The organism is Methanobacterium alcaliphilum (genome assembly GCF_023227715.1).
Lineage (GTDB): Archaea > Methanobacteriota > Methanobacteria > Methanobacteriales > Methanobacteriaceae > Methanobacterium_E > Methanobacterium_E alcaliphilum.
The window spans coordinates 44,195-66,128 of the sequence record NZ_JALKIF010000010.1; the positions used below are offsets into that span (position 1 = coordinate 44,195).

The following is a 21,934-nucleotide window of genomic DNA, read 5'->3' on the forward strand; positions in this document are numbered from 1 at the left end:
GCATCTACCCCAATCTATAGGTGGTGAAGAGATGCCTAATGAAACTGACCGTAAGATGATGGAGATTTTAAGAATTCTCGCAGACCGCGAGGAAGTTCTTGGAGCGAAGACCATCGCTGAAGAGTTAAAAAGAAAAGGTTATAATCTAGGAGAGCGTGCTGTGCGTTATCACATGCGTATCCTTGATGAAAAAGGATTTACCGAACGTATAGGATATGCCGGTAGAAAAATTACTGATAAAGGCTTGAAAGAGTTAGATAAAGGACTTATCTATGATCAGGTTGACTTTATTTTTTCCAAATTTGAGAGCATGATTTACCAGACCACTTTAAATCCCGACTCTAAACAGGGAACTGTAGTGGTGAATACATCAAGCATTGCCCCTGAAAAAGAAGCTATGAATATCATCCAAGAAGTTTTCCAAAAAGGAATATCTGTTAGTTCACTTGTACAAATGGGCAAAACCATTAATGGTGAAACTGGGCAAAAAGAAATGATTATGAAGACTATCTGTGGTACTACTATTGATGGTATGATTCTAAATGAAGGAATACCCGTTATACCTCAGTATGGAGGATTAGTTAAAATAGAGGATAATGTCCCCATAAGATTTACTGAATTAATTGCTTATAAAAAAACTTCTATGACCCCTCTAGAGGCATTCACTGCAAAAAATATGACGTCTGTGCTTGACGTAATTCAAGAAGGTAGTGGACTGATTCCGGCTAATTTTAGAATAATACCCAGTACATCAAAAGAAAAAGCCAGTAAGTTATTTGAAAAATTGGGAAAAATTGGCATTTCTGGGCTTTTAAAAATAGGTAACGACGGTGAAACCGTTCTTGGAGTCCCAGTAGAAGATAATATGACTGGAATTGCAGTTACAGGAGGAATTTCCCCACTATGTGCTGCTCAAGAAGCAGGTTTTCCTGTAAATATTAAACTTGCAGAAAATTTAATGAATATAAACGAATTAAACAGTTTAACTAAAGTTAAACCTTTACTAAAGTCTTCAGGCTCCGAACCTCGCGAAAAAGTACGATTTTTATTATCTAAAGCTTGGAACTTAATCCAAAAAGTTGATTTTGATCCTTACACCCATGAAGGGCAATTAATCGCCAATATATCCTATGTAAATAATCAGAACCTGGATGAAGCCCTAGAAATTATGGCAGAAGTATTCCATATTATACCAGAATACTGCACCAGCCGTTTCTTTAAAGTAGTTCCACACCCCGAGAATAATGACTTAAAGGGAATTGCAACTATCTGCAGTCTAAGTATAGATGGAATTTTAATTAAAAACGGGATTATGTCCACACCAAAATACGGTGGAATTCTTGAGCTGGAAAAAAAAGGCCCTAGATTTGTGGAACTTACTGCCTATAGTGGCTCTTCTTTAGATCCACATGAAATATACATATCCAAAGGAATGACTTCAGTTTATGAGGCATTACATGGACATGGAAGAGTCCTAGCCGGTTTAAAAGAAATCCCTTACCTTGCAAGGCAACAAGCCGTGGAAATACTATCCCAAGTGGAAGATATAGGATTATCAATATCTAAAGTAGGGGATCCCAGTGAATTAATTTACAATGCCAAAGTAGAACGATATCGCTCAGGCATAGTGACACCCGGTGGTTTAAATCCTTTGGCTGCAGTAAAAGAAGAAGGAATCGATGTTGAAACCAAGGCAGTTGAGACCATGGTTAGTTTATCTGAAATGGATGAATTTTAAGGCGAATACAAAAATCGAAAACCTTATAATTGTTAGAATAAATTTAAGTATATACTACATAATTCATTCCAAAAATCAATATGATTAATATAATTTAGGTGTTAAAATGGATCAAACATTACTAACTTTGCTAGTTATTATCAGTGGATTTATCGTTGTTACAGCTATGAGCCAAATTTTAAATAGGTCTACAGAATAATAATATAAAAAACTATTTTTTAATTTTTTATTTGATCTTAATTTTTTTCTCGGCTTGAAAATAACCATTAATTATAAATAATATAATAATCTATTTTACGATATGTACTAAAAAACATGTCGGAGGTTAGTAACCATCCTCCCCGCATATTAGTATGTATTCCTTTAAGCCAGTTCATCCTCTGCTATGAACCATCATAAGAGTTTACTACCTCTTTACGGAATTTTATGATTAGCTCATTAGCACCAATTGGAGTTAAAAATGACAAATATGTTCCACAGCTTGCTTAAAATAGCATATAGGTTGATCTGGCTTTAAAAAAATCACCAATCTTGTTAAATGTTCTTGTATTAACAACAATACTAGTGTATATGGTTTAATTACTTTATTAAAAAAGTTCTAAATAGCAGCATATTTTATCTACATAATACTACAAACCAAGACCACCATATAATTAAATATCTAATTTAATAATAACATTTTAAAATTTTAAAGTTACAGAGGAGTAATTATGAGTGATATGTTAAATCTAATTGAAGATCCGCAAATGAGAGAAGATATGGAAAAATTAATTAAATTTCACGGCCACTTAAGCTCAGGAGCCCTTATAGGTTACCAAATGTTGCAGATAGCTAAAAGAAAAATGGATATTCTAGACGGTGAAAAAATATTTGTCGCCGCCGAGAGTCAAAATTGCCTGCCTGATCCTTTTCAGATCATATGGGGGTCTACCACCGGGAACAAAAGATTAACTGTCCATAATTATGAAAAAATGGCAGTTACAGTTAATAAAGCCGCGCCCCCAAAAGAAAGTTCTATCCAAGGTATTCGCATATATCTCAATATGGATAAACTCAAAAATTACCCTATAATCTATGCTTGGTTTATGAATGAAAGACGTATTGCACATGAAGAGGTAGTGCCAGAATTGTTAAAAGCTGGAGAAGACATTTACTCTTATGACTTTGTGAATATAGAAGTTCCAATTAGACAACCCAAAGATGTGGTCATATGTCCCAAATGTAAGGAATCATTTATAAAAAGAGGAACTGACATTCTCTGTATACCCTGCGCTTTAAAAGAATCTAAAAAATAATTCTTTTTTAAAACTTTTCTTTAAAAAATAAAATAGGGGATAAATTTAATCACAAAATCTTCTATCTGATCTTTTATCTTTTGCTTCATGATGTTTATCCTCAAACCAACCAATACAAATTTCATCATCTTCATTTTTATCTAAATGAGGAACGTATGGTTTAATATCTAAAAGAGGAGTTCCATCAAGAATATCTACATGAGATATCTGTAAAATATTCCCTTCCACCTTGTCCAAACATACTACGGATATACCAATAGGGTTAGGTCTTTTGGGCGCCCTAGTTGCAAATATGCCTCTTTTTTCATTATCTAAAAATGGTTTGACTTTTAAATCATAACCATTAGCACGGTGAAGGTGGTAAATTAAGATTAAATGTGAAAACCCTTCCAAATCTTTTAATCCACCTTCATATTCTTTTTTAAGTTCAATAGTGCCTTTAATTCCACAAGCCCCTACAGGTTGTATGGGCATTCCTTCCAGATCTTTAAAAGGAGTTTTTATAGTTCCAATGGGTTTAAATGTTATTTCTTCCATATTTTGCCTCAGAGTATCTAAATTAAATTACAATACAATTGAAATGTTATATGAGTTTACTTAATTGTTTTGAATTTATATTCATAATAAGTAAATAAATTTTTTGTGATATACTTAACCCAATTATTGTTCAAATATTTAAATTTATTATTTAATAATTATTCAATGTTCAAATTTATACATAGTTTATTGATTGAATTTTCATATATTTATACAAATGTTTGATTAAAATCGAAACTTTTATATATTGTATTAGACAATTGGTTTTTATCGGAAGTATGATTCCGTATTCCGTCTATTTCGGAATTTTGGATATTATGTAAATAAAAAATTAAATGACGGGAGATAACAAAATGGTTAGAAAAATTGCTATATATGGTAAAGGTGGAATTGGAAAATCTACAACCACCCAAAACACAGCTGCCGCAATGGCACACTTTCACGATCAAAGGGTCATGATACATGGGTGCGACCCAAAAGCAGACAGTACACGAATGATACTAGGGGGAAAAATGCAGAAAACCATGATGGACACTCTTAGGGAAGAAGGAGAAGAAGCATGTATGGAACTTGACAATGTTATGTCCACAGGTTTTAAAGAAATAAAATGTGTAGAATCCGGTGGTCCTGAACCAGGTGTTGGATGTGCAGGCCGTGGTGTAATCACCGCAATCACAATCATGGAACAACAAAAAGTCTACGATGACAATGACTTTGTTTTCTTCGATGTGCTTGGAGACGTTGTTTGTGGTGGATTTGCAATGCCAATCCGGGACGGTAAAGCTGAAGAAATATATGTTGTTGCATCTGGAGAGATGATGGCACTTTATGCCGCGAACAACCTCTGTAAAGGTATGGTGAAGTACGCCGAACAGAGTGGTGTGAGGTTAGGAGGAATAATCTGTAACAGCCGAAACGTTGACGGTGAAAGAGAACTTCTGGAAGAATTTTGCAAAAAAATAGGAACTCAAATGATTCACTTCGTTCCACGGGACAACATAGTACAGAAAGCAGAATTCAATAAAAAAACAGTGGTAGACTTTGAAGCAGACTGTGACCAGGCCCATGAATACGAAGCACTTGCAGGTAAAATCATCAGCAACGAAAAATTTGTTATACCAAAACCAATGTCAATGGACGAACTTGAAGAAATGGTTCTTCAGTATGGTTTAATGGATTGATATCAATAGTTTGTGAAAGATGGAGTTAGGAGAATAAAAAATGCAGATGGTTAGAGCTATAATAAGGCCCGAAATGGCAAAAAAAACCGTTGACGATCTTGATGCTGCCGGTTACGTTGCCCTTACCAAACTTGACGTTATAGGAAGAGGTAAACAAAAGGGAATTCAGCTTGAAAATATTTACTATGATGAAATACCCAAAACCATGCTGATGTTGGTTGCTGAAGATGAATCCATTGATCAAATTGTGGATATAATAAACGAAGCTGCTTATACTGGAAATTTTGGTGATGGAAAAATATTCATCAGCCCAGTAGAAGAAATATATACAGTTAGAACTCGAAGCAAAGGACTTTAATGGCCGAGGTGTTAAATTGAAAGAAATTATTGCCATTATACGCCCTAATAAAATGGCTAAAACAAAGGAAGTTTTGGATTCACTGGGTTTCCCTGCCATGACTGCTAATCGAGTAATTGGCCGAGGAAACCAAAAAGCAATAATAAATGAAGTGAATTTCAGTGTAGACACAACGGGAATCGACTCTTCAGATGAAAAATGTCTTAGATACATACCTAAGAGAATGATAACCCTGATTGTGATGGACGAAGACGTATCACTGGTTGTAGAATCAATAATGAAAGTTAACTGCACAGGACAAATAGGAGATGGTAAAATTTTTGTTTGTCCAATAAACGATGCTGTCAGAGTACGAACCAAAGAAAGTGGAGTTGACGCGGTTTTATAATTGCGCATTTCATTTAATTTGATAGGAGATGTAATAAATGCCTTTTAAACTTTTTGAGGTTTCAAAAGAAATCCCTGAGAGGAAAGAGCACACCTATGTGAAACACTGCAACGATCCAGAAGATTGTCTCCCTACTTGTAACTCAAAAACCATCCCCGGATCCATGACAGAACGTGGATGTGCTTTTGCTGGGGCAAAAGGAGTTATAACTGGAGCTTTAAAAGACGTTGCACATATTGTGCACTCACCAGTAGGTTGTACCGTGTACGGTTATGGTACTAAAAGATATCCTACCACCACCACCCTGCCAGATGGCAGTGAATTTCCCATAAAAGATTTCAATATTAAATATATCATAGGAACAGATTTACAGGAGTCAGATGTAGTATTTGGTGGAATTAAAAAATTAAGACAAGCCATTAGAGATACCAATAAAGAGTTTCCATTTGTTAGCGCCATATACCTCTATGCCACATGTACCACTGGTTTAATTGGGGATGACATGGATGGTTTGGCCAAAGAAATGGAAGAAGAAATAGGTAAACCCATAATTGCATTTAATGCACCAGGATTTGCTGGGCCAACCCAATCAAAAGGACATACAATAGGAAATAATGTACTTTTCAGCCAATTAGTGGGAAAATTTGAACCTCCCCAAACCACTCCCTATGACATAAACCTCATTGGAGAATACAATATTGACGGAGATCTCTGGTTACTTAAAGACTACTTTAAAGAAATTGGAATAAATGTTTTAAGTACATTTACCGGAGACAGTAGCCATTACGAAATTTCCTGGATGCACCGGGCAAAATTAAGTGTAGTGAGATGTCAAAGATCATCAACATATATTGCTAAAATGATCGAGGAAAAATATGGAGTCCCCTATATAAAAACAGATTTCTTCAGTACCAATTACTGTGCTGAAAACCTGAAAACTGTGGCTAAATTCTTCGGACTTGAAGAAAAAGCAGATAAATTAATTACTGAGAGAATGGGCAAAATTAAACCAGAATTAGACTTTTACAAAGAAAAGTTAACTGGAAAGAAAGTATTCATCTTCTCTGGAGGACCTAAAAGTTATCATATATCCATACCTATTGAAAAAGAATTAGGAATGGAAACTACTGGTGTATCTTCCATGTTTGAACACGAAGATGGATTCCAGAAAATGAAAGACCGGGTTAAAGAAGGAGCACTTGTAATAGACGATCCGAACACATTAGAGTTAGAAGAATTAGTAGAAGATTATGATATAGATTTGATCCTTGGAGGAGTTAAAGAAAAATATTTGGTACATAAACTTGGAATACCTTCCCTTTTAATCCATTCCTACGAAAATGGACCATACATCGGATTTGAAGGATTCTTAAACCTTGCAAGAGATATGTACTCTTCCATTTACAGTCCTGTGTGGAACCTGCTAGAATTCCAGGAAACTGAAGAACCCGATATCATTGACCCTGCAGAAGAACTCGAGGAGGCGAAATAATGAGCTGCATTAACATTATTGAAAAAGAAAGAAGTGCCATTATCAACCCCATGAAAACTTGTCAGCCATTGGGCGCCATGTATGCAGTTACTGGAATTAACAGAGCTGTTCCTCTAGTCCATGGATCACAAGGATGTTCTTCATTTGTAAGATATTCTCTATCACGTCATTTCAGAGAACCCTCTGAAATCGCAGTTACATCCCTTCACGAAGATGCTGCAGTTTTTGGAGGCAGAAGAAACTTAGTAGAAGGTATTCAAAACGTTGCCATTCGATTGAAACCTTCACTTATTGGAGTTATAACCACCTGTTCCAGTGAAATTATTGGTGACGATATAATTGGATTTATAGGTACTGCTAAAAAAGAATTAAATGAAAAACTAGGCCAAGATAAAGCTGAAAAGATAAAAATTGTCCCAATAAGCACCCCTAGTTTCGTAGAAACCCAACTTAAAGGTTACGATAATGCCATAAAAGCCCTAGCAGATCATGTGGCCGAACCGGGTGAACCAAATGAAAAAGTGAATATTATACCCGGTATGGTTAATCCCGGAGACGTGCGTGAAATCAAACACATACTTAATCTCATGGACACTGAAGGAATAATATTAACTGATATTTCAGATCCATTTGATTCACCACTTCGACCCTCTGCCACACAGTATAAACCATATTATCCTAAAGGAGGGACCACTGTAGAAGAGATTACTGATTCTGCCAACAGTTTAGGTACTATATCCCTGTGTAAATATGCCGGATCTGGTGCTTTATCTCTTGAAAAAAAATACAATGTCCCTGTAGAACTCGGCCCAATACCCATAGGAATTCAAAATACTGACCAGCTACTTAGAAATTTAAAAAAGATCACAGGAACCGATATTCCAGACAGCATACTGGATGAGAGAGGGTTGCTTATAGACTCCATGGCCGATCTTTCTGGAAGGTATTTACATGGTAGGACTGTAGGTATTTATGGTGATCCCGAAATTACTGCAGGAATGGCCAGATTTGTTGGAGAATTAGGAATGGAACCTAAAATGGTTATAACTGGATCAAAAAGCCCAGAATTCATTAAAGACATTGAAAAAGTCGGAAAAGAAACTGGTGTTGAAATTGATACCATGGTCGACCAAGATCTAAGAACAATGGAAGTATATCTTCAGGAAAATCCTGTTGATTTACTTATTGGGAGTTCAGATGCGAGGTTAATTGCTAAAGAACAGAATATTCCCCTTGTAAGAGTGGGATTCCCAGTATTTGATAGAGTAGGTTACCACAGAAAACCGATTGTAGGATACAACGGAGGACTTCATCTAATAGATCTGATAACCAACACTGTTTTGGAAAATTATTATGAAAACGAACATTGGAAGTTGCAGCAATAAAAATGTGGAAACAATATCCCTTAAATAGGGATATTACCCAATCCTTTCGAAATGTATCACTCATATCCACAAAAATTGGATTTGCAACATTTAAAATTTTTTTTATTTTTTAATTTATTAAACATCCAAATAAACCGTTTAAATCTTATAAAATCATTGAATAATGAAAATAAAATAAAATAATACTTGAATTCATAAATTAAGAGGTATTAGAATGGAACCAGTTATTGAGACATTTGAATCTCGTAAAAAACACATGTGCGTAAAAGGAGATGGGCTTTCAATTCCCGTTTGTGATAAAGCAAGCCTTCCTGGTACCGTAACCCAAAGAACATGTGTTTTTGGTGGTGCAAGGATTGTTTTAATGCCTATCACAGATTCCATACACTTAGTACATGGCCCTGTTGGTTGTGCATCATGTACATGGGATATAAGAGGAAGTAAATCATCTCGTGATGATCTCTACAAAAAAGGGTGTTCCACCGATTTAAGGGAAAAAGATATTGTATTTGGTGGTGAAAAAAAACTCTTTGAAACTGTAGTCGAACTTAAAAACCTCTATAACCCCGGAGCAATATTTGTATATGCTACTTGCGTTTCTGGAGTAATCGGAGACGACATTAAAGCAGTGTGTAAAAAGGCAGAAGAATCAACAGGATGTAGAGTTATTCCCGTGCAATCAGAGGGTTTTCAGGACCATAATAAAACCAAAGGACATTGGATAGGATGTGACGCATTATTAGATAATGTAATTGGAACTAAAGAACCTGAAGAAACCACCCCATATGATATAAACATCGTTGGAGAATTCAATGTAGCCGGAGATTTATGGGGGATAAAACCACTCTTAGAGGAAATAGGAGTTAATATCGTAGCCACCATGACTGGAGACTCATATGTAGAAGAGATAGCTCAATCCCACAGGGTGAAACTAAATATTGTCCAGTGCCAGAAATCATCTAATTACTTGGCTAAAAAAATGGAGAAAAAATACGGAATACCCTCCCTTAAAGTCAATTTCTTTGGTTTAGAACAAACCGTAGCATCACTAAGAGATATAGCTGATTTCTTTGGAGACGAAGAAATGATTGATCGTACTGAAAAAATAATTGAACGTGGGTTGGCCGAAGTGCAGGATGATATAAAAGAATATAAAAAACGATTAGATGGAAAAACTGTGGCGCTCTATGTAGGTGGAAATAAAGCTTGGTCATTAGTTAGAGCTTTTGAAGAACTAGGAATGGACGTTATGATGTCCGGAACAAAAAATGGGATCCGAGAAGATTATGAAAGAATCAAAGAAGTTGTAAGAGATGGAACCATAATTGTTGATGATGCTAACTCAACTGAACTAGCCCGATTACTGAAAAAATATAGGCCCAATTTGCTCATATCTGGAGCTAAAGAAAAATATATATCTTTGAAGTTAGGTGTTCCTTTCTGTGACTTCAATCATGATAGAATATCTGCATTTGCCGGGTTTAAAGGATTTATAAGCTTTGCTAAAGAAGTTGATGCTTCAGTATCCAGTCCAGTATTTGACCTCACACAAAAAACTCTAAGGGAGGATTAAAATGCGAAACTGTCACGAATCAAATTATGATAAAAAATTTGCTGTGGTAAACCCTGCCAAAATTTGTCAACCTATGGGTGCCATACAAGCACTACTCGGTTTAAAAAAGGCCATGCCCCTCATTCATGGTTCTCAAGGCTGCAGTACATACATGCGGTTTCAACTCACTCGACATTTCAGAGAACCTATTGAAGTAGCTTCAACATCCATGAATGAAAAAACGGTGATTTATGGTGGAGAATTCAATTTAATGAAGGCTCTTAAAAATATAACGGAGAAACAATCCCCAGACATCATTGCTGTAGCTTCCAGTTGTCTTACTGAAACCATTGGTGATGATATGACTGGAATCATTCGAAAATTTGAAGAAGCCAATACTGGGCAGAAATTACCAGAAATTATCTCTATTTCCACCCCCAGTTATGCTGGAACCCATATTGAGGGATATGATAACACAATAAAAGCTCTGGTTGAACATTTAGCCATTCCAGGCCATCCTAATGAAAAATTAAATATTATCACCGGCCATTTAACACCAGCCGAGGTTAAAGAAGTAAAAAATATTTTGCGCGAGTTGAACTCTGAATTCATCATATTAACTGATACATCAGAAAACCTTGATGCGCCATTATCAGAATCTGCCCTCAATTTATATGAGGGTGGAACTTCCCTCGAAGAAATTCAAGATACTTGTAATTCTAAAGGAACAATTGCTTTATCCAAACATGTAGATTCAGCAGGGAAATTTTTAGAAAAGAAATTTGAAGTTCCCTGTATATCTGGACCATTACCCATAGGAGTAGAAAACACAGACCAATTCATAAAATCAGTCTGTGAATTAACAGGAAATGAAATTCCAGACGTTATCGAAAACGATCGCGGTAGATTAATAGATGCCATGGTAGACGCCCACTCATACACCTACCACCGAAAAGTGGCCATTTTTGGAGATCCTGATTTCGTATCTGGAATGTCAAGATTTACAGCAGAAATGGGAATGATACCGACTGTATTATGTACTGGTGCAAAAAGTGAGAGATTTAGAGAAGATATAAAATTAATTTCAAAAGAAAAAGAATTTAAACCAGTGATTTTAGCTGGTGGAGATCTTTATGATATGCATAAAGAAATAAAAGCTATTAAAACCGACCTTCTGATTGGAAACTCATATGGTGCTAGTATGGCCCAGGAAGAAAATATACCACTATTCCGAGTGGGTTTCCCTATATTCGACCGTTTAGGAGCTCAAAGAATATCTGTTTTAGGGTATCGGGGAGGACTTAGCTTTGTCGACAATATAACTAACACCATACTGGATTTCTACTATGACGAAGCAGGATATGAAATCGAAGAAGAACCAATTACTGAATATATTCAAGAAGTATCCCAACCGAATGAAAACGTCTACGAAGAGGAGATTTAAATGAAAATAGCCGTAGCTTCAACCAATGGAAAAATAATAGATCTACATTTTGGAGATGCAGATCAGTTTTTAATTTATAAAATTAATAATGGAAACTATGAATTTGATGAAATAAGAGAAAAAACACCCATACCATTAAATAACCACCAGGAACGGTGGGTGGCATCTATTGACTTGATAAATGATTGTAAAGCAGTCATATGTAGCAAAATAGGGAAAGAACCTACAATAGAACTTAGAAAAATGGGAATTAAACCCGTGCAATTAGATTGTAATGTGAAAGAAGCTGTTAAAGAATGTTCAAAACATTTGTTAAGTTAAATATGTTGGAGGGAAAAATGTCTGAGATATCTACACCCCAATTAATGAAAAATATTATGTCAGATCAAATAATAGTAAATATCCAGTTAGATGAGGATAAATGTCAGGGTTCAAAATGTGGGATTTGCGCCTGCATTTGCCCCACCAATGTTTTTACAGTAGAATCTGACAAAATATGTATAAAATCACCAGATTACTGTAAATTTTGCTTTAAATGTATGGAAATCTGTCCAAATGCAGCATTATCCATAACAAGATAATTAAATATAACTCCCCCTCAATAATTTAATATAATCACTGAGGCGATTTTTTTGAAAACTGTGATAACCACATGCACCAGGGATTGTCCAGGAAGTTGTAGCATACTGGCCCATATTGAAAATGGAAAAATCGTTAAATTACAAGGCAATCCAGATCATGATGTGACTGCTGGGTTTTTATGTAAAAATACAGCCCATTATTTAGAAGACATCTTTTACAATTCCCAAAGAATCCTTCATCCTCTTTTAAAAGAAAATGGAGAATGGAAAAGAATAAGCTGGGATGTTGCACTGGATATAGCTGCTTCTAAAATTTCTGAAGTTATTGAAGAATATGGGAGTTCCGCTATTCTTTATTATCAAGGTTTTGGTGCGCGTACTGCTCTCCAAAGCATTAATAAGCGGTTTTTTAATTTGTTAGGTGGAGTCACAGCCACTTACGGAACAGTATGCGGAGGTATAGGCCATAGCGCCATGGAAATGGATTTTGGAGTAAAAATATCCCATGACCCATTGGATCATTTAAACAGCGATATGGTCATCATATGGGGTAGAAATCCTGCAATAACCGATGTGCACCTCTGGAGAATTTTAAGAAAAGCCAAACGGAATGGAACAAAAATAGTTGTTATCGACCCGGTTGAAACAAAAACTGCGAATTTAGCAGATATCTTTATCCAGCCAGCCCCAGGATCAGATCATTATCTAGCCATGGCTTTAGCTAAAATAATATTAGAACATGGATTTATAGACTCTGATTTTATAGATAGCCATACCACTAATTTTGAGTCTTACAAAGATATTATTGATAATTATTCACTGGAATTTCTTAGCAAGAAATTTGATGTTAGCATAGCTGAATTAAAAGACCTTGCCTTATCTTATGCTCAATGTAAACCCGCTAGTATCATTGCAGGGTGGGGAATTCATCGTTATATCCAAGGTCATCTACCTCTTAGATTCATGGATGCACTTGCAGCCATCACAGGAAATATTGGAATATCCGGTGGTGGAGTAAGTCAGGGCTTTGAAGAATACGAGTATTTTGATTTTTCTCTGGAAAATGTGGATGGTGGAGAAAATAATAATCATCGTCAAATACCCATGCCTACCCTTGGTGAAGCCATTCTAAGTACTGAAGAACCACCTATAAAACTGATATTTTTAGCATCTGCAGATCCAGTGAATCTCAATCCTAACTCTTTAAAAATTAAAAAAGCATTTGAAAGCACAGATTTCGTTATCATGATTGATCATTTCTTAAATGACACTTCTGATGTGGCAGATTTATTTCTCCCTGCTACCACATTTTTAGAGGAAGAAAATCTCATGGGAAGTTATGGTCATAGTTGGGTTTCCCCTATAAATCCAGTAGTACCTCCTCAAGGTGAAGTCAAATCAGAATTTGAAATCTTTCAATTACTTTCCAAAAGATTAGGTTTTGGAAATGAAATGTCTGGGGCTCCTAAAAAATGGCTAAAAAAACTAGCAGCACCTATATTAAATCAAAACATGAATTTCAATGATATTCAAACTTCCCCTCAAAAAATGGTAGCATCTACTGAAATACCATTTGCTGATGGTAAATTTAAAACAAAATCTGGAAAATTTGAATTTATCCGGGAATTTGCAGTTCAAGATGATTTTAAGCGAAAATACCCATTAAAACTCCTTTCAACTATGCATCCCGATTTTATAGGATCTGTGGTTCCGGAATCATATAAAGTTGATGGATTTTTAGAAGTGAAAGTTCATCCAGAAATATTGAAAGATAAAAATATTACAGATGGGGCAAAATCTTTGCTTGAATCCACAGTGGGAAGTATGGTAGTTGAAGTGAAAGCAGATGAAAGTGTCAGAAAGGACTATGTGCTCACATATAAAGGTGGCTGGTTGAAACACAATAAATGTGTGAATGTTTTAACTCATGACCAGATTAGTGAAGTTGGAAATGGAACTCCTTATTATGATACTAGAGTTAGAATAAGGAATTTAGATTAAATTTAAAATATTAGTTAAAAAATAAATTATTTAATTATTTTTTCCCTACCATGACTTCGGTAGACTTAATAATTAAAAACACTTCTTCCCCTTCTTTGAGTCCTAAGTCTTTCACTGATTCTTTTGTAATTACTGCAGTTAACATTTCAGGATTTTCAACTGCAACTTTCACATTAGCCACTACTTTGCCTTCATCCACACTGGCTACTTTTCCTTTTATTATATTTCGGGCACTAATCTTCATTTTATCACTATTATTAATATTGTTCAACAAATCTTAAATATTTTTTAATTCGTTATAAATTAGATGTTTTAGTCATTATTTTCCTCGTTTTTATAAATCTCATACATTTAGGATTGATTTTGAAAAATTATGAAAAACTTTATTAATGAGCTTGACTCGATATGTAAACATACTCATATCGTTATGGTGGTAATATGCCAGTGATTATTGACAATGAAAAATGTGGAAAAATCAAAAACTGTCCTGGTGCAGGACTCTGCATCAAAATATGCGAAAAAGGAGCATTAATCGAAGAAAATGGAGAGCTAGTTTTAATAGATGAAAAATGTGATAACTGCGATTTATGTATCACTAGCTGTCCTAACAAAGCAATAACCAAGGCCTGATAAAATGATAAACATCAAAAGAAATGGTGATCAAAATCGTCAACTGAAACATGATAACAATCAATGCGTAGGCTGCGGAATATGTAGAGATGTATGTCCCACCCATGCAATTAATTTAGGGCCTGTATTACCCATAGCACGTGGATTAATAGAGATGGACAATATTAATATTGATTCCGATAAGTGTGCTTTATGCGGAATATGTGCATCATCTTGTCCATTTGGAGCCTTGGATTTTAAGATTGGAGGTGAAAGTACTTCCAAAATCAAAGAATATCCTTACTGGTCCCATGATACCATAATAAATGAAGAGAATTGTATCTATTGTCAAGCTTGTCAAAATATCTGTCCTCAAGATGCAATCACAGTAAGTCGTGAACTTCCAGAGCGGAAGAAACTGGTAAGTGGAGAAATAGAAATAGATGAAAATGAATGTATCCACTGTGGAATATGTAGCGAACTATGTCCTGCAGAAGCCATCACCCTCCAAACAGGAGATCATAGGAAGGAAAGTATTGAAGTTAACCTAGACAAATGTGTTTATTGTCTGGTATGTAAGAGAGCTTGTCCTGTAGATGCCATAAAAACAGTTTGTAGGCTTTGTTCTTATGGAGATGTAGATCTAAATCCTGAAGATTACCAGACCACTGGAACTACGGTTTTAAATTTCAATAATTGTGTGAGTTGCGGTTGGTGTCAAGAAGTTTGTCCAGTTGATGCCATTAATGTGAGCAAACCATTTGAAGGAGAGATAGTTAAAGAAGAATCTGAAGACTGTAAAGGTGAAACATGCCACGCATGTCAGGATGTCTGCCCCTGTAATGCAATTAAATTAGTTGATGGGAAGATTGAAATAAACCCAAAAGTCTGTGTTCTTTGTGGAGCTTGTACTCAAACATGTCCTCAAAATACAATTCATATCACGCGAAAAAACATGAAATTGGAAAATTTAAAATCTAGATCATGGAAAAAACAGTTGGGAAAAATATTAAATTAACCGGACTTTTTTTCTGAATAATATTCTTTTTTTAACTTACCAATTCATCATTTTTGTACATCGATAATTTTCACCATTTTTAATTACTTATTTTAGCAAATTAATAGAAGTTATGTTTATATAGTCATGTCGATAAATGATTGAAAAGAACTTAGAATGAGGTGAGACTTTGGAAACAAAGAATATAGCGATTATAGGAATTGTGGCTTTAATATTAATAGCTGTTTTAGCTGTGACTAGTGGTGTTTTTAACACTAATTCTTCGACTAGTGGAGAAATAACTGTTTTAGCTGGAGCCGGATTTACAAAAGTAGGAAATGAATTAGTAACAGCATTTAATAAAAAATATCCAGACTCCAAAGTAATTATGAAGTATGGAGGAAGTGGAGAATTATTTGGAACATTACAAACCACCAAAAGTGGAGATGTGTTTATGCCCGCGGACTACAAGTATATGCAGGACGCAATGAACAGTGAATTTATAGAAAATGATACCGTGCAAAATATAACTAAAAACATTCCAGTCATTGCCGTGGCTAAAGGTAACCCAAAAAACATTAATTCATTAGACGATTTAGCAAATTCTGGAATTAAAGTAGGAATTGGTGATGCAAAAGGACCAGCTATTGGTAAAACAACTGCAAAAATCCTCAATGCCAGTAACTTAACCAGCACTGTAGAATCTAATGTAGTAGTTAAAACCACTACCGTAAACCAGTTATTAACCTACCTGATTTCTGGACAAGTGGATGCTGTTATAATTTGGGAAGATATGGCTACTTGGGAAGAAAGTAAAGGTAAAATTGAGATAGTAAATATCTCTGAAAGTCAGAATAAAGTTAGTACAGTACCTATAGCAGTGACCACATTCACTGAGAATAAGGCATTGGCTCAGAAATTTGAAGAATTCGTGGTTTCTCCTGAAGGGCAAGCCATATGGAAAAAATGGGGTTTTGAGCCAATTAGTTAAATGGGCACCCAAAGTTTATTATGTGAAAGAGTGAAATACAAGCTTACTGATTTCAGATACATAACGCTTCAAAATTATTCAGTGATACTATGCGGTCCAAGCTTGAATTGACTTTCATTTCCATTACATTTTTTTTTACATTCCTGTTTTTCATTACTATAGGTAGTTTATTTTTAATACCCACACCCCAAGGTTTTTTTCAAGCATTATTCTCTCCAGAAATGATTTATGCATTGAAACTAACGCTTGTTACTTCAATTATATCCGCATTTTTTGTAATGATATTTGCCATCCCCATGGCTTATACCCTTAGTAGATATGAATTTCCACTTAAAACATTTGTAAAAAGTATTTTAGACTTACCTATTGCATTTCCAGAAATTGTAATAGGCATTGCACTTTTAATGTTATTAGGGAGTAATATGTTAGGGGATTATTTTGAAGCACTAGGCATATCCATAGTATTTACTCCAATAGGCGTTGTTGTTGCGCAATTTTTTGTAGCATTGCCTTATGCTGTAAGAGTGCTTTACTCCACATTTAGTTTTGTTAATCCACGATACGAGTTCGTATCACGCAGCCTAGGATATAGTGAACTTGAAACATTTGGTAATGTTACTTTACCCCTATCTAAAAATGGTATTTTCGCTGCAGGAATTATATCATTAGCACGTTGCATTGGTACATTCGCATCAGTATTGTTTGTAGGGGGAGGAATATTTATGAAAACCGAAACTCTTTCTATAGCACTTTATCTGAATCTATCCACCGGCGATGTTGACATGGCCATTACTGCAGGGATCTTATTGGTAATAATATCATTTATTGCCATTATTGTTATGGAGAAATATGCACAGGAAAATCAAATATAAAATATAATAATCACGTGATGAAATGTTTTTAGAAGTAAATGATTTAAGTGTGGACTTAGGAGAATTCCATTTAAAAGAAGCCAATTTATCTCTTGAAAAAGAGGATTATTTCGTGCTTATTGGCCCTACTGGATCTGGAAAATCTGTCTTACTTGAAACAATAGCTGGTTTTTACAACCCTCTAAAAGGGCAAGTAATACTAGATGGAAAAGATATAACTGATATTAATCCTGAAAAAAGAGGGATAAGTATTGTCTACCAAGATCATATATTATTCCCGCATATGAATGTAGAAGAAAACATAGCATACGGGCTTAAAAAAAATATCAAAGATCCTGATTTAGTCAAAGAAAAAGTGTTATCTATTGCAAAAACATTAAAAATTGATCATTTACTTCATCGAAATCCTAAAACCCTGAGTGGGGGCGAATCTCAAAGAACTGCACTTGCTCGAGCACTTGTTGTTGAACCCTCAATTTTACTCATGGACGAACCATTCTCTGCATTGGATGTTAGGACCCAATCATCCCTGACAACTTTAATTAAACGCGTAGTTAAGAAGTATAAAACCACGTGTATCCATGTAACCCATAACTTTAATGATGTCTGGAATTTAGCAGAGCGAGTAGCAGTGATGAAAGACGGCATTATTCTACAACAGGGTAGAGTAAAGGAGGTATTTTCAAAACCAACCCATAATTTTGTGGCCCATTTTGTAGGAGTACACAATATATTTGAAGGTCAAATAGTTGAGAGAAAACATTCATCAATTACAATTAAATTAAATTCGGATTTATTAGTTTACAGTGCTGATGAAGAACATTTGCATGATTACAAAGATTCAAAAACCCATTATAAAATTTTAGTAGCCATAAGGCCAGAAAATATTATTTTCTCCAATGAAACATTTCAATCATCAATTAGAAATCAAATAAAAGGAATAGTTAAAGAAATAATGGAGATAGGTCCTACAGCATGGATTGAAGTGGATGTATGCGGAATTATATTTAAAGGAATTCTAACACCTAGCTCATTAGAAATATTGAATATAAAAAAAGATAAAGAAATTTATCTTAGTTTTAAATCTGTAAATGTTAAAATAATAGATTCATGTGATTCTTTTAATGCTTTTGATATTTAAGGAAATTTTATAAAAGATTTACTCTTCATCCATTTCACATCGCTCAATTAAAAGTAGCACAGATTTATCAGAATTTTTAGGGATGTGACGTATCTCAATAAGGTCATCTTTTAGTTCAACTAGATCAATTTCAACAGACGAACTAACTGTATCCCCTTGAATACTAACCATGATTTTAACACCATGTTCCCCATAATATTTAGAAGTATCAACATTTAATACTTCACCCGCAGTGAAAATTCTATTGTATGAAAGTTCAACTTCGTCAAAGACATTTACATTTTCTTTAACATATCCAATGGCCTCATCACAGTCCACTTTAATTACTTCTTCCTCCATAAAATCCCTCCTATGAATATAAATTTTAATAGCATTAACTCTATCCCAGAGAATTAATAAATGTTGTTATAAACTTGAGGATTAAAAGGAGAAATGGAAAATAAAAAGTTAATCATCGACTACAATGATAGTAGTTTTTTCTTCATTTACATGGCGCATTTCCAATAAATCACCTTTGATTTCATGAAGATCAATATCCACCACTTGATTAAGTGTTTCTCCATTGAGTTGCATTTTTATAATTAAACATTCATCTAATTCCCCACACCCTGTATCTATCCCTAAAACTTCACCTGGGGCAAACACACGATTGTAAGATATTTCTAAAACATCGTAATGTTTTACATTATTTTTTACATAATTCACAGTTTCATCGAAACTTAAGGTTATTTCTTCTTCCATGATATCACTATTTTGAAATAAAAATTAATTATTTATTTTTTGTAATAAATGTCCTTAAAAAATAAAAAAATAAAGGTGGAATTAAAAATAAGAAAAATCAGAGTTTATCTCTGTTTTTCTCAGCGTATAAGTATAATCCACCTTTCCCATTGAGGGCTATATCACCAGTGTATTTAATGTATTTACCACTGAAGACCTTGCCATCAATTTCTGGATCTTTTACGATTCCATCCTGGACAAATCCTTCCAGTAATTTCCCTAGTCTTCCATTGATGACTATGTTACCGTTTTTCATTTGTCCTCCAGGCCATCGATTGACGTCACCGTCAATTTGGATTAAACCTTTGGTCATATGAATACCAGCGAGAATATCACAGTTGCCTTTGACATGGATTTCCCCACCAGTTAAACATTCACCTAATTGTTTTCCACCGTTTCCATGGACTAATATTTTTCCACCAGTCATTCCTCTCCAATCACCAATGTAAGAAGCCCCACAGAATTCTTTGGTATTTCCTTTGATTTCTAAAAATCCACCAGTCATTTCACGCCCAGCATGAGCTTGAGCATCTCCATTTACTAGGATATATCCCCCACTCATTTCAGCGCCACAGTGAAGGTCTACATTACCATTGGCAATGATTTCTCCTCCACTCATTTTACAACCGATGTATTTTAAACGTCCTAGGTCTCCGTTGAAGATCATTTTTACTTCATCAGGAGATTCAGCATCACCTTCTACTTCTATGTCAAAGTAATCGGTTAGCGGGAATCGGGAGTTTCCAATAGGAACTTCGTATTTTTCGAAATCTGCTTTTTCCCAGGTGTAAATTTCATCAGGGATTACTTCTTCCATTTCCAGTGCTATGGTTGAAGCTTGCTTTTGGTTAAAAGTTATTGTCTTCACACTTAACACCCCTATTTACCTGCTTGGACCTTTACTTCAATTGGGTTGTGTAAGTAATGGTCGTGTACTTTGTAGTTTTCGAACTTAACAGTGTAATACTTATTGAAGAATGGCATTATTTCATCAAGTATCTTCTGTTCTTTGTCTTCGTAACCAACCACATTGGTCCAGATGGTCCCACTTGGTTTTACACTTACAACTTCTCCATCTTTAACCATAACCTGCCCATCTTTAATGGTGTAAAGAGCATTTCCGAATGCTTTTTCCACACCAGCGGCGTTCTTGGATGGGTCGAAATCGTTTGGATTAATGTCATAAACCGCTATATCCGCGTTCATTCCTGCAGTTAAAGCTCCTCTGTCTTCGAATCCGTGAATCCTTGCAGGTCCAGCACGAGAAATTACAGCTATGTCATTCCAGTCATATTCCCGATCAATAGTGGCTAGAGCAGTTCTTCGTTCTACCCAATTGTGCACTTCTTTATTTTCAATCATTTCCATTCGGCGTTCATTGCTCATCAACCATGAGATGATTCGAGGATATCTGATAAATGGGCCTGCGTTTGGATGGTCTGTGGTTAAAGCTACTTGCCATGGGTTGTCAATCATGAGGAATAATTCAAGACCAATAGCCCATTGCAATGAGTTGACTGGGCTTTTACCAGAGTAAATAACTGGAATAATTCCCGCTGCAGTTTCACATTCAATGTCTTTGTTAGCCCATTTTAATCCAGAGAGTTTAAAGAGATCATATTCCATTGGTGCGTCAGCAGTCATGGTAGTAGTCTCGTCTAAGGTTACTTGACCTACGTCACAAGTAACGTGCTTGTTCTGGTTGATATATTTAGCTACATCTTCTGCACCAGATTCTGCGTCTCTCCAACTGGTACCACCATAAGAATGGAACTGGATATGAGTACAGTGCATTACTTGGTCCCGGATAGGGTTATTTTTCTGGATGTCTTTAACTGAATCCAAAGTTTCAATTGTGGTTGGGAAGTTTCCGGGGTGTCCCAGATCGTTTGGGTGTATGTGTATAGAGTGAGGTAGTCCTAATTGCTCATTAGCTTTAGCTAATGCCATTACTACCTCTCTAGAAGTTACGTCCCAGTGCGGTGCAGAGTCATCGTATCCATGCACATTCATACCCCATCCCCATGCTTCACTTCCACAAGGGTTTACTATTTTTACACCGTATCCTTTGGATATTTTTAACCATAATGAAATGAATGCAGCCAGTTCATCAATTCGACCATCTTTAGCTAATTGCAATACAAACCAGTTGTTACCAAATAGAGGTAATGGTGGGATGTCGATGTTAGGAATGGCTAAGATTTCTTCGTGGGTGTGCTTTGCTTCTAGTGGAGGCATTGCTGCTTCACAGACAGTGCCGTACCCTAATCGAGAGTATCTATATCCAGTAGCTGCACAGTTCGGTATGGAGAATCCTGTTTCGGATCTAACTACATTAGTTTTTGCAGTTACTCCTTTTCGGGAGTCTTCAGGTCTGTATAATCTGCCTACAACCAGTTTTGGTCCAGCAACGTGTGCGTGAGGATCAACACCAGCAGGCATTACAATTTTATCAGTTACGTCTAAGACTTTTGCATCAGAAGAGACGTTGTCCACGATTTTTCCATCCTTGAACATTACGTCCTTCTTTTCGCCATTTATATTGTTGGCAGGGTCGTAAACAATACCGTTTTTAAGTATGTATTCCATGAG

23 protein-coding genes are annotated in these 21,934 nt (G+C 35.4%); 17 read left to right on the top strand and 6 right to left on the bottom strand.

Annotated features, from left to right (window positions below; genetic code table 11):
• The first annotated feature begins 31 nt into the window (after positions 1–31).
• Positions 32–1,738, top strand: coding sequence for a DUF128 domain-containing protein (locus tag MXE27_RS08280; protein WP_248611954.1), 1,707 nt, complete (start codon positions 32–34; stop codon positions 1,736–1,738).
• A 710-nt stretch (positions 1,739–2,448) separates the two neighbouring features.
• Positions 2,449–3,033: an FmdE family protein gene (locus MXE27_RS08285; RefSeq protein WP_248611955.1), complete on the top strand. Its 585-nt coding sequence runs from the start codon at positions 2,449–2,451 to the stop codon at positions 3,031–3,033.
• A gap of 45 nt (positions 3,034–3,078) precedes the next feature.
• Here the strand turns inward: MXE27_RS08285 and tsaA are convergent, their stop codons facing one another.
• Complete coding sequence (gene tsaA / locus MXE27_RS08290; protein ID WP_248611956.1) at positions 3,079–3,570, bottom strand: tRNA (N6-threonylcarbamoyladenosine(37)-N6)-methyltransferase TrmO; 492 nt, start codon at positions 3,568–3,570, stop codon at positions 3,079–3,081.
• Between the two features lie 353 nt (positions 3,571–3,923).
• On the opposite strand from tsaA, the gene nifH reads away from it, so the two are divergent.
• The 10 genes from nifH (at position 3,924) to MXE27_RS08340 (ending at position 13,952) form a co-directional block, all read left to right on the top strand.
• The gene (gene nifH, locus MXE27_RS08295) at positions 3,924–4,751 is read left to right on the top strand and encodes a nitrogenase iron protein (RefSeq protein WP_248611957.1); all 828 of its coding nucleotides are present in this window, start codon (positions 3,924–3,926) and stop codon (positions 4,749–4,751) included.
• A gap of 40 nt (positions 4,752–4,791) precedes the next feature.
• Entirely contained in the window at positions 4,792–5,109 is a 318-nt protein-coding gene (locus MXE27_RS08300) for a P-II family nitrogen regulator (RefSeq protein WP_248611958.1), read from the top strand.
• Between the two features lie 16 nt (positions 5,110–5,125).
• Positions 5,126–5,497, top strand: coding sequence for a P-II family nitrogen regulator (locus MXE27_RS08305; RefSeq protein WP_248611959.1), 372 nt, complete (start codon positions 5,126–5,128; stop codon positions 5,495–5,497).
• Positions 5,498–5,534: 37 nt separating this feature from the next.
• The gene (locus MXE27_RS08310; protein WP_248611960.1) at positions 5,535–6,989 is read left to right on the top strand and encodes a nitrogenase subunit alpha; all 1,455 of its coding nucleotides are present in this window, start codon (positions 5,535–5,537) and stop codon (positions 6,987–6,989) included.
• Positions 6,989–8,374, top strand: a complete 1,386-nt coding sequence (locus MXE27_RS08315) for a nitrogenase component 1 (RefSeq protein WP_248611961.1) — start codon at positions 6,989–6,991, stop codon at positions 8,372–8,374. The genes MXE27_RS08310 and MXE27_RS08315 overlap by 1 nt, the downstream gene beginning before the upstream one ends.
• A 214-nt stretch (positions 8,375–8,588) precedes the next feature.
• On the top strand, positions 8,589–9,947 hold the full coding sequence (gene nifE, locus MXE27_RS08320) for a nitrogenase iron-molybdenum cofactor biosynthesis protein NifE (protein WP_248611962.1): 1,359 nt from the start codon (positions 8,589–8,591) through the stop codon (positions 9,945–9,947).
• Between the two features lies 1 nt (position 9,948).
• The gene (gene nifN, locus MXE27_RS08325) at positions 9,949–11,370 is read left to right on the top strand and encodes a nitrogenase iron-molybdenum cofactor biosynthesis protein NifN (RefSeq protein ID WP_248611963.1); all 1,422 of its coding nucleotides are present in this window, start codon (positions 9,949–9,951) and stop codon (positions 11,368–11,370) included.
• A complete protein-coding gene (locus tag MXE27_RS08330; RefSeq protein ID WP_248611964.1) occupies positions 11,371–11,691 on the top strand; it encodes a NifB/NifX family molybdenum-iron cluster-binding protein in 321 nt (106 codons plus the stop codon).
• Between the two features lie 17 nt (positions 11,692–11,708).
• Complete coding sequence (locus MXE27_RS08335; protein ID WP_248611965.1) at positions 11,709–11,951, top strand: 4Fe-4S ferredoxin; 243 nt, start codon at positions 11,709–11,711, stop codon at positions 11,949–11,951.
• Positions 11,952–12,011: 60 nt separating this feature from the next.
• Positions 12,012–13,952 carry a molybdopterin-dependent oxidoreductase gene (locus MXE27_RS08340; RefSeq protein WP_248612016.1) on the top strand — a complete coding sequence of 647 codons (1,941 nt, stop codon included), beginning with the start codon at positions 12,012–12,014 and terminating at the stop codon, positions 13,950–13,952.
• Between the two features lie 34 nt (positions 13,953–13,986).
• On the opposite strand, the gene MXE27_RS08345 is transcribed toward MXE27_RS08340, so the two are convergent.
• Positions 13,987–14,196, bottom strand: a complete 210-nt coding sequence (locus MXE27_RS08345) for a TOBE domain-containing protein (protein WP_248611966.1) — start codon at positions 14,194–14,196, stop codon at positions 13,987–13,989.
• Positions 14,197–14,390: 194 nt separating this feature from the next.
• Between MXE27_RS08345 and MXE27_RS08350 the strand changes: the two genes are divergently transcribed.
• The 5 genes from MXE27_RS08350 (at position 14,391) to MXE27_RS08370 (ending at position 18,562) form a co-directional block, all read left to right on the top strand.
• Positions 14,391–14,582: a 4Fe-4S binding protein gene (locus MXE27_RS08350; protein WP_248611967.1), complete on the top strand. Its 192-nt coding sequence runs from the start codon at positions 14,391–14,393 to the stop codon at positions 14,580–14,582.
• A 4-nt stretch (positions 14,583–14,586) separates the two neighbouring features.
• The gene (fwdF, locus tag MXE27_RS08355; RefSeq protein ID WP_248611968.1) at positions 14,587–15,579 is read left to right on the top strand and encodes a tungsten-dependent formylmethanofuran dehydrogenase subunit FwdF; all 993 of its coding nucleotides are present in this window, start codon (positions 14,587–14,589) and stop codon (positions 15,577–15,579) included.
• Positions 15,580–15,748: 169 nt separating this feature from the next.
• Positions 15,749–16,549 (top strand): molybdate ABC transporter substrate-binding protein, encoded by an 801-nt coding sequence (modA, locus tag MXE27_RS08360; RefSeq protein WP_248611969.1) that lies wholly within the window; start codon positions 15,749–15,751, stop codon positions 16,547–16,549.
• Positions 16,550–16,638: 89 nt separating this feature from the next.
• Positions 16,639–17,421, top strand: a complete 783-nt coding sequence (locus MXE27_RS08365; protein WP_248611970.1) for an ABC transporter permease — start codon at positions 16,639–16,641, stop codon at positions 17,419–17,421.
• Positions 17,422–17,443: 22 nt separating this feature from the next.
• Positions 17,444–18,562 (top strand): ATP-binding cassette domain-containing protein, encoded by a 1,119-nt coding sequence (locus MXE27_RS08370; protein ID WP_248611971.1) that lies wholly within the window; start codon positions 17,444–17,446, stop codon positions 18,560–18,562.
• Between the two features lie 18 nt (positions 18,563–18,580).
• Here the strand turns inward: MXE27_RS08370 and MXE27_RS08375 are convergent, their stop codons facing one another.
• The 4 genes from MXE27_RS08375 to MXE27_RS08390 all read right to left on the bottom strand — a co-directional run bounded on the left by MXE27_RS08375 (position 18,581) and on the right by MXE27_RS08390 (position 21,931).
• Complete coding sequence (locus MXE27_RS08375; protein WP_248611972.1) at positions 18,581–18,901, bottom strand: DUF2097 domain-containing protein; 321 nt, start codon at positions 18,899–18,901, stop codon at positions 18,581–18,583.
• A gap of 108 nt (positions 18,902–19,009) precedes the next feature.
• Positions 19,010–19,303 carry a DUF2097 domain-containing protein gene (locus tag MXE27_RS08380; protein WP_248611973.1) on the bottom strand — a complete coding sequence of 98 codons (294 nt, stop codon included), beginning with the start codon at positions 19,301–19,303 and terminating at the stop codon, positions 19,010–19,012.
• 97 nt (positions 19,304–19,400) lie between these two features.
• Positions 19,401–20,219, bottom strand: a complete 819-nt coding sequence (locus tag MXE27_RS08385; protein ID WP_342765999.1) for a formylmethanofuran dehydrogenase subunit C — start codon at positions 20,217–20,219, stop codon at positions 19,401–19,403.
• Between the two features lie 2 nt (positions 20,220–20,221).
• The gene (locus tag MXE27_RS08390; RefSeq protein ID WP_248611975.1) at positions 20,222–21,931 is read right to left on the bottom strand and encodes a formylmethanofuran dehydrogenase subunit A; all 1,710 of its coding nucleotides are present in this window, start codon (positions 21,929–21,931) and stop codon (positions 20,222–20,224) included.
• Positions 21,932–21,934 lie beyond the last annotated feature (3 nt).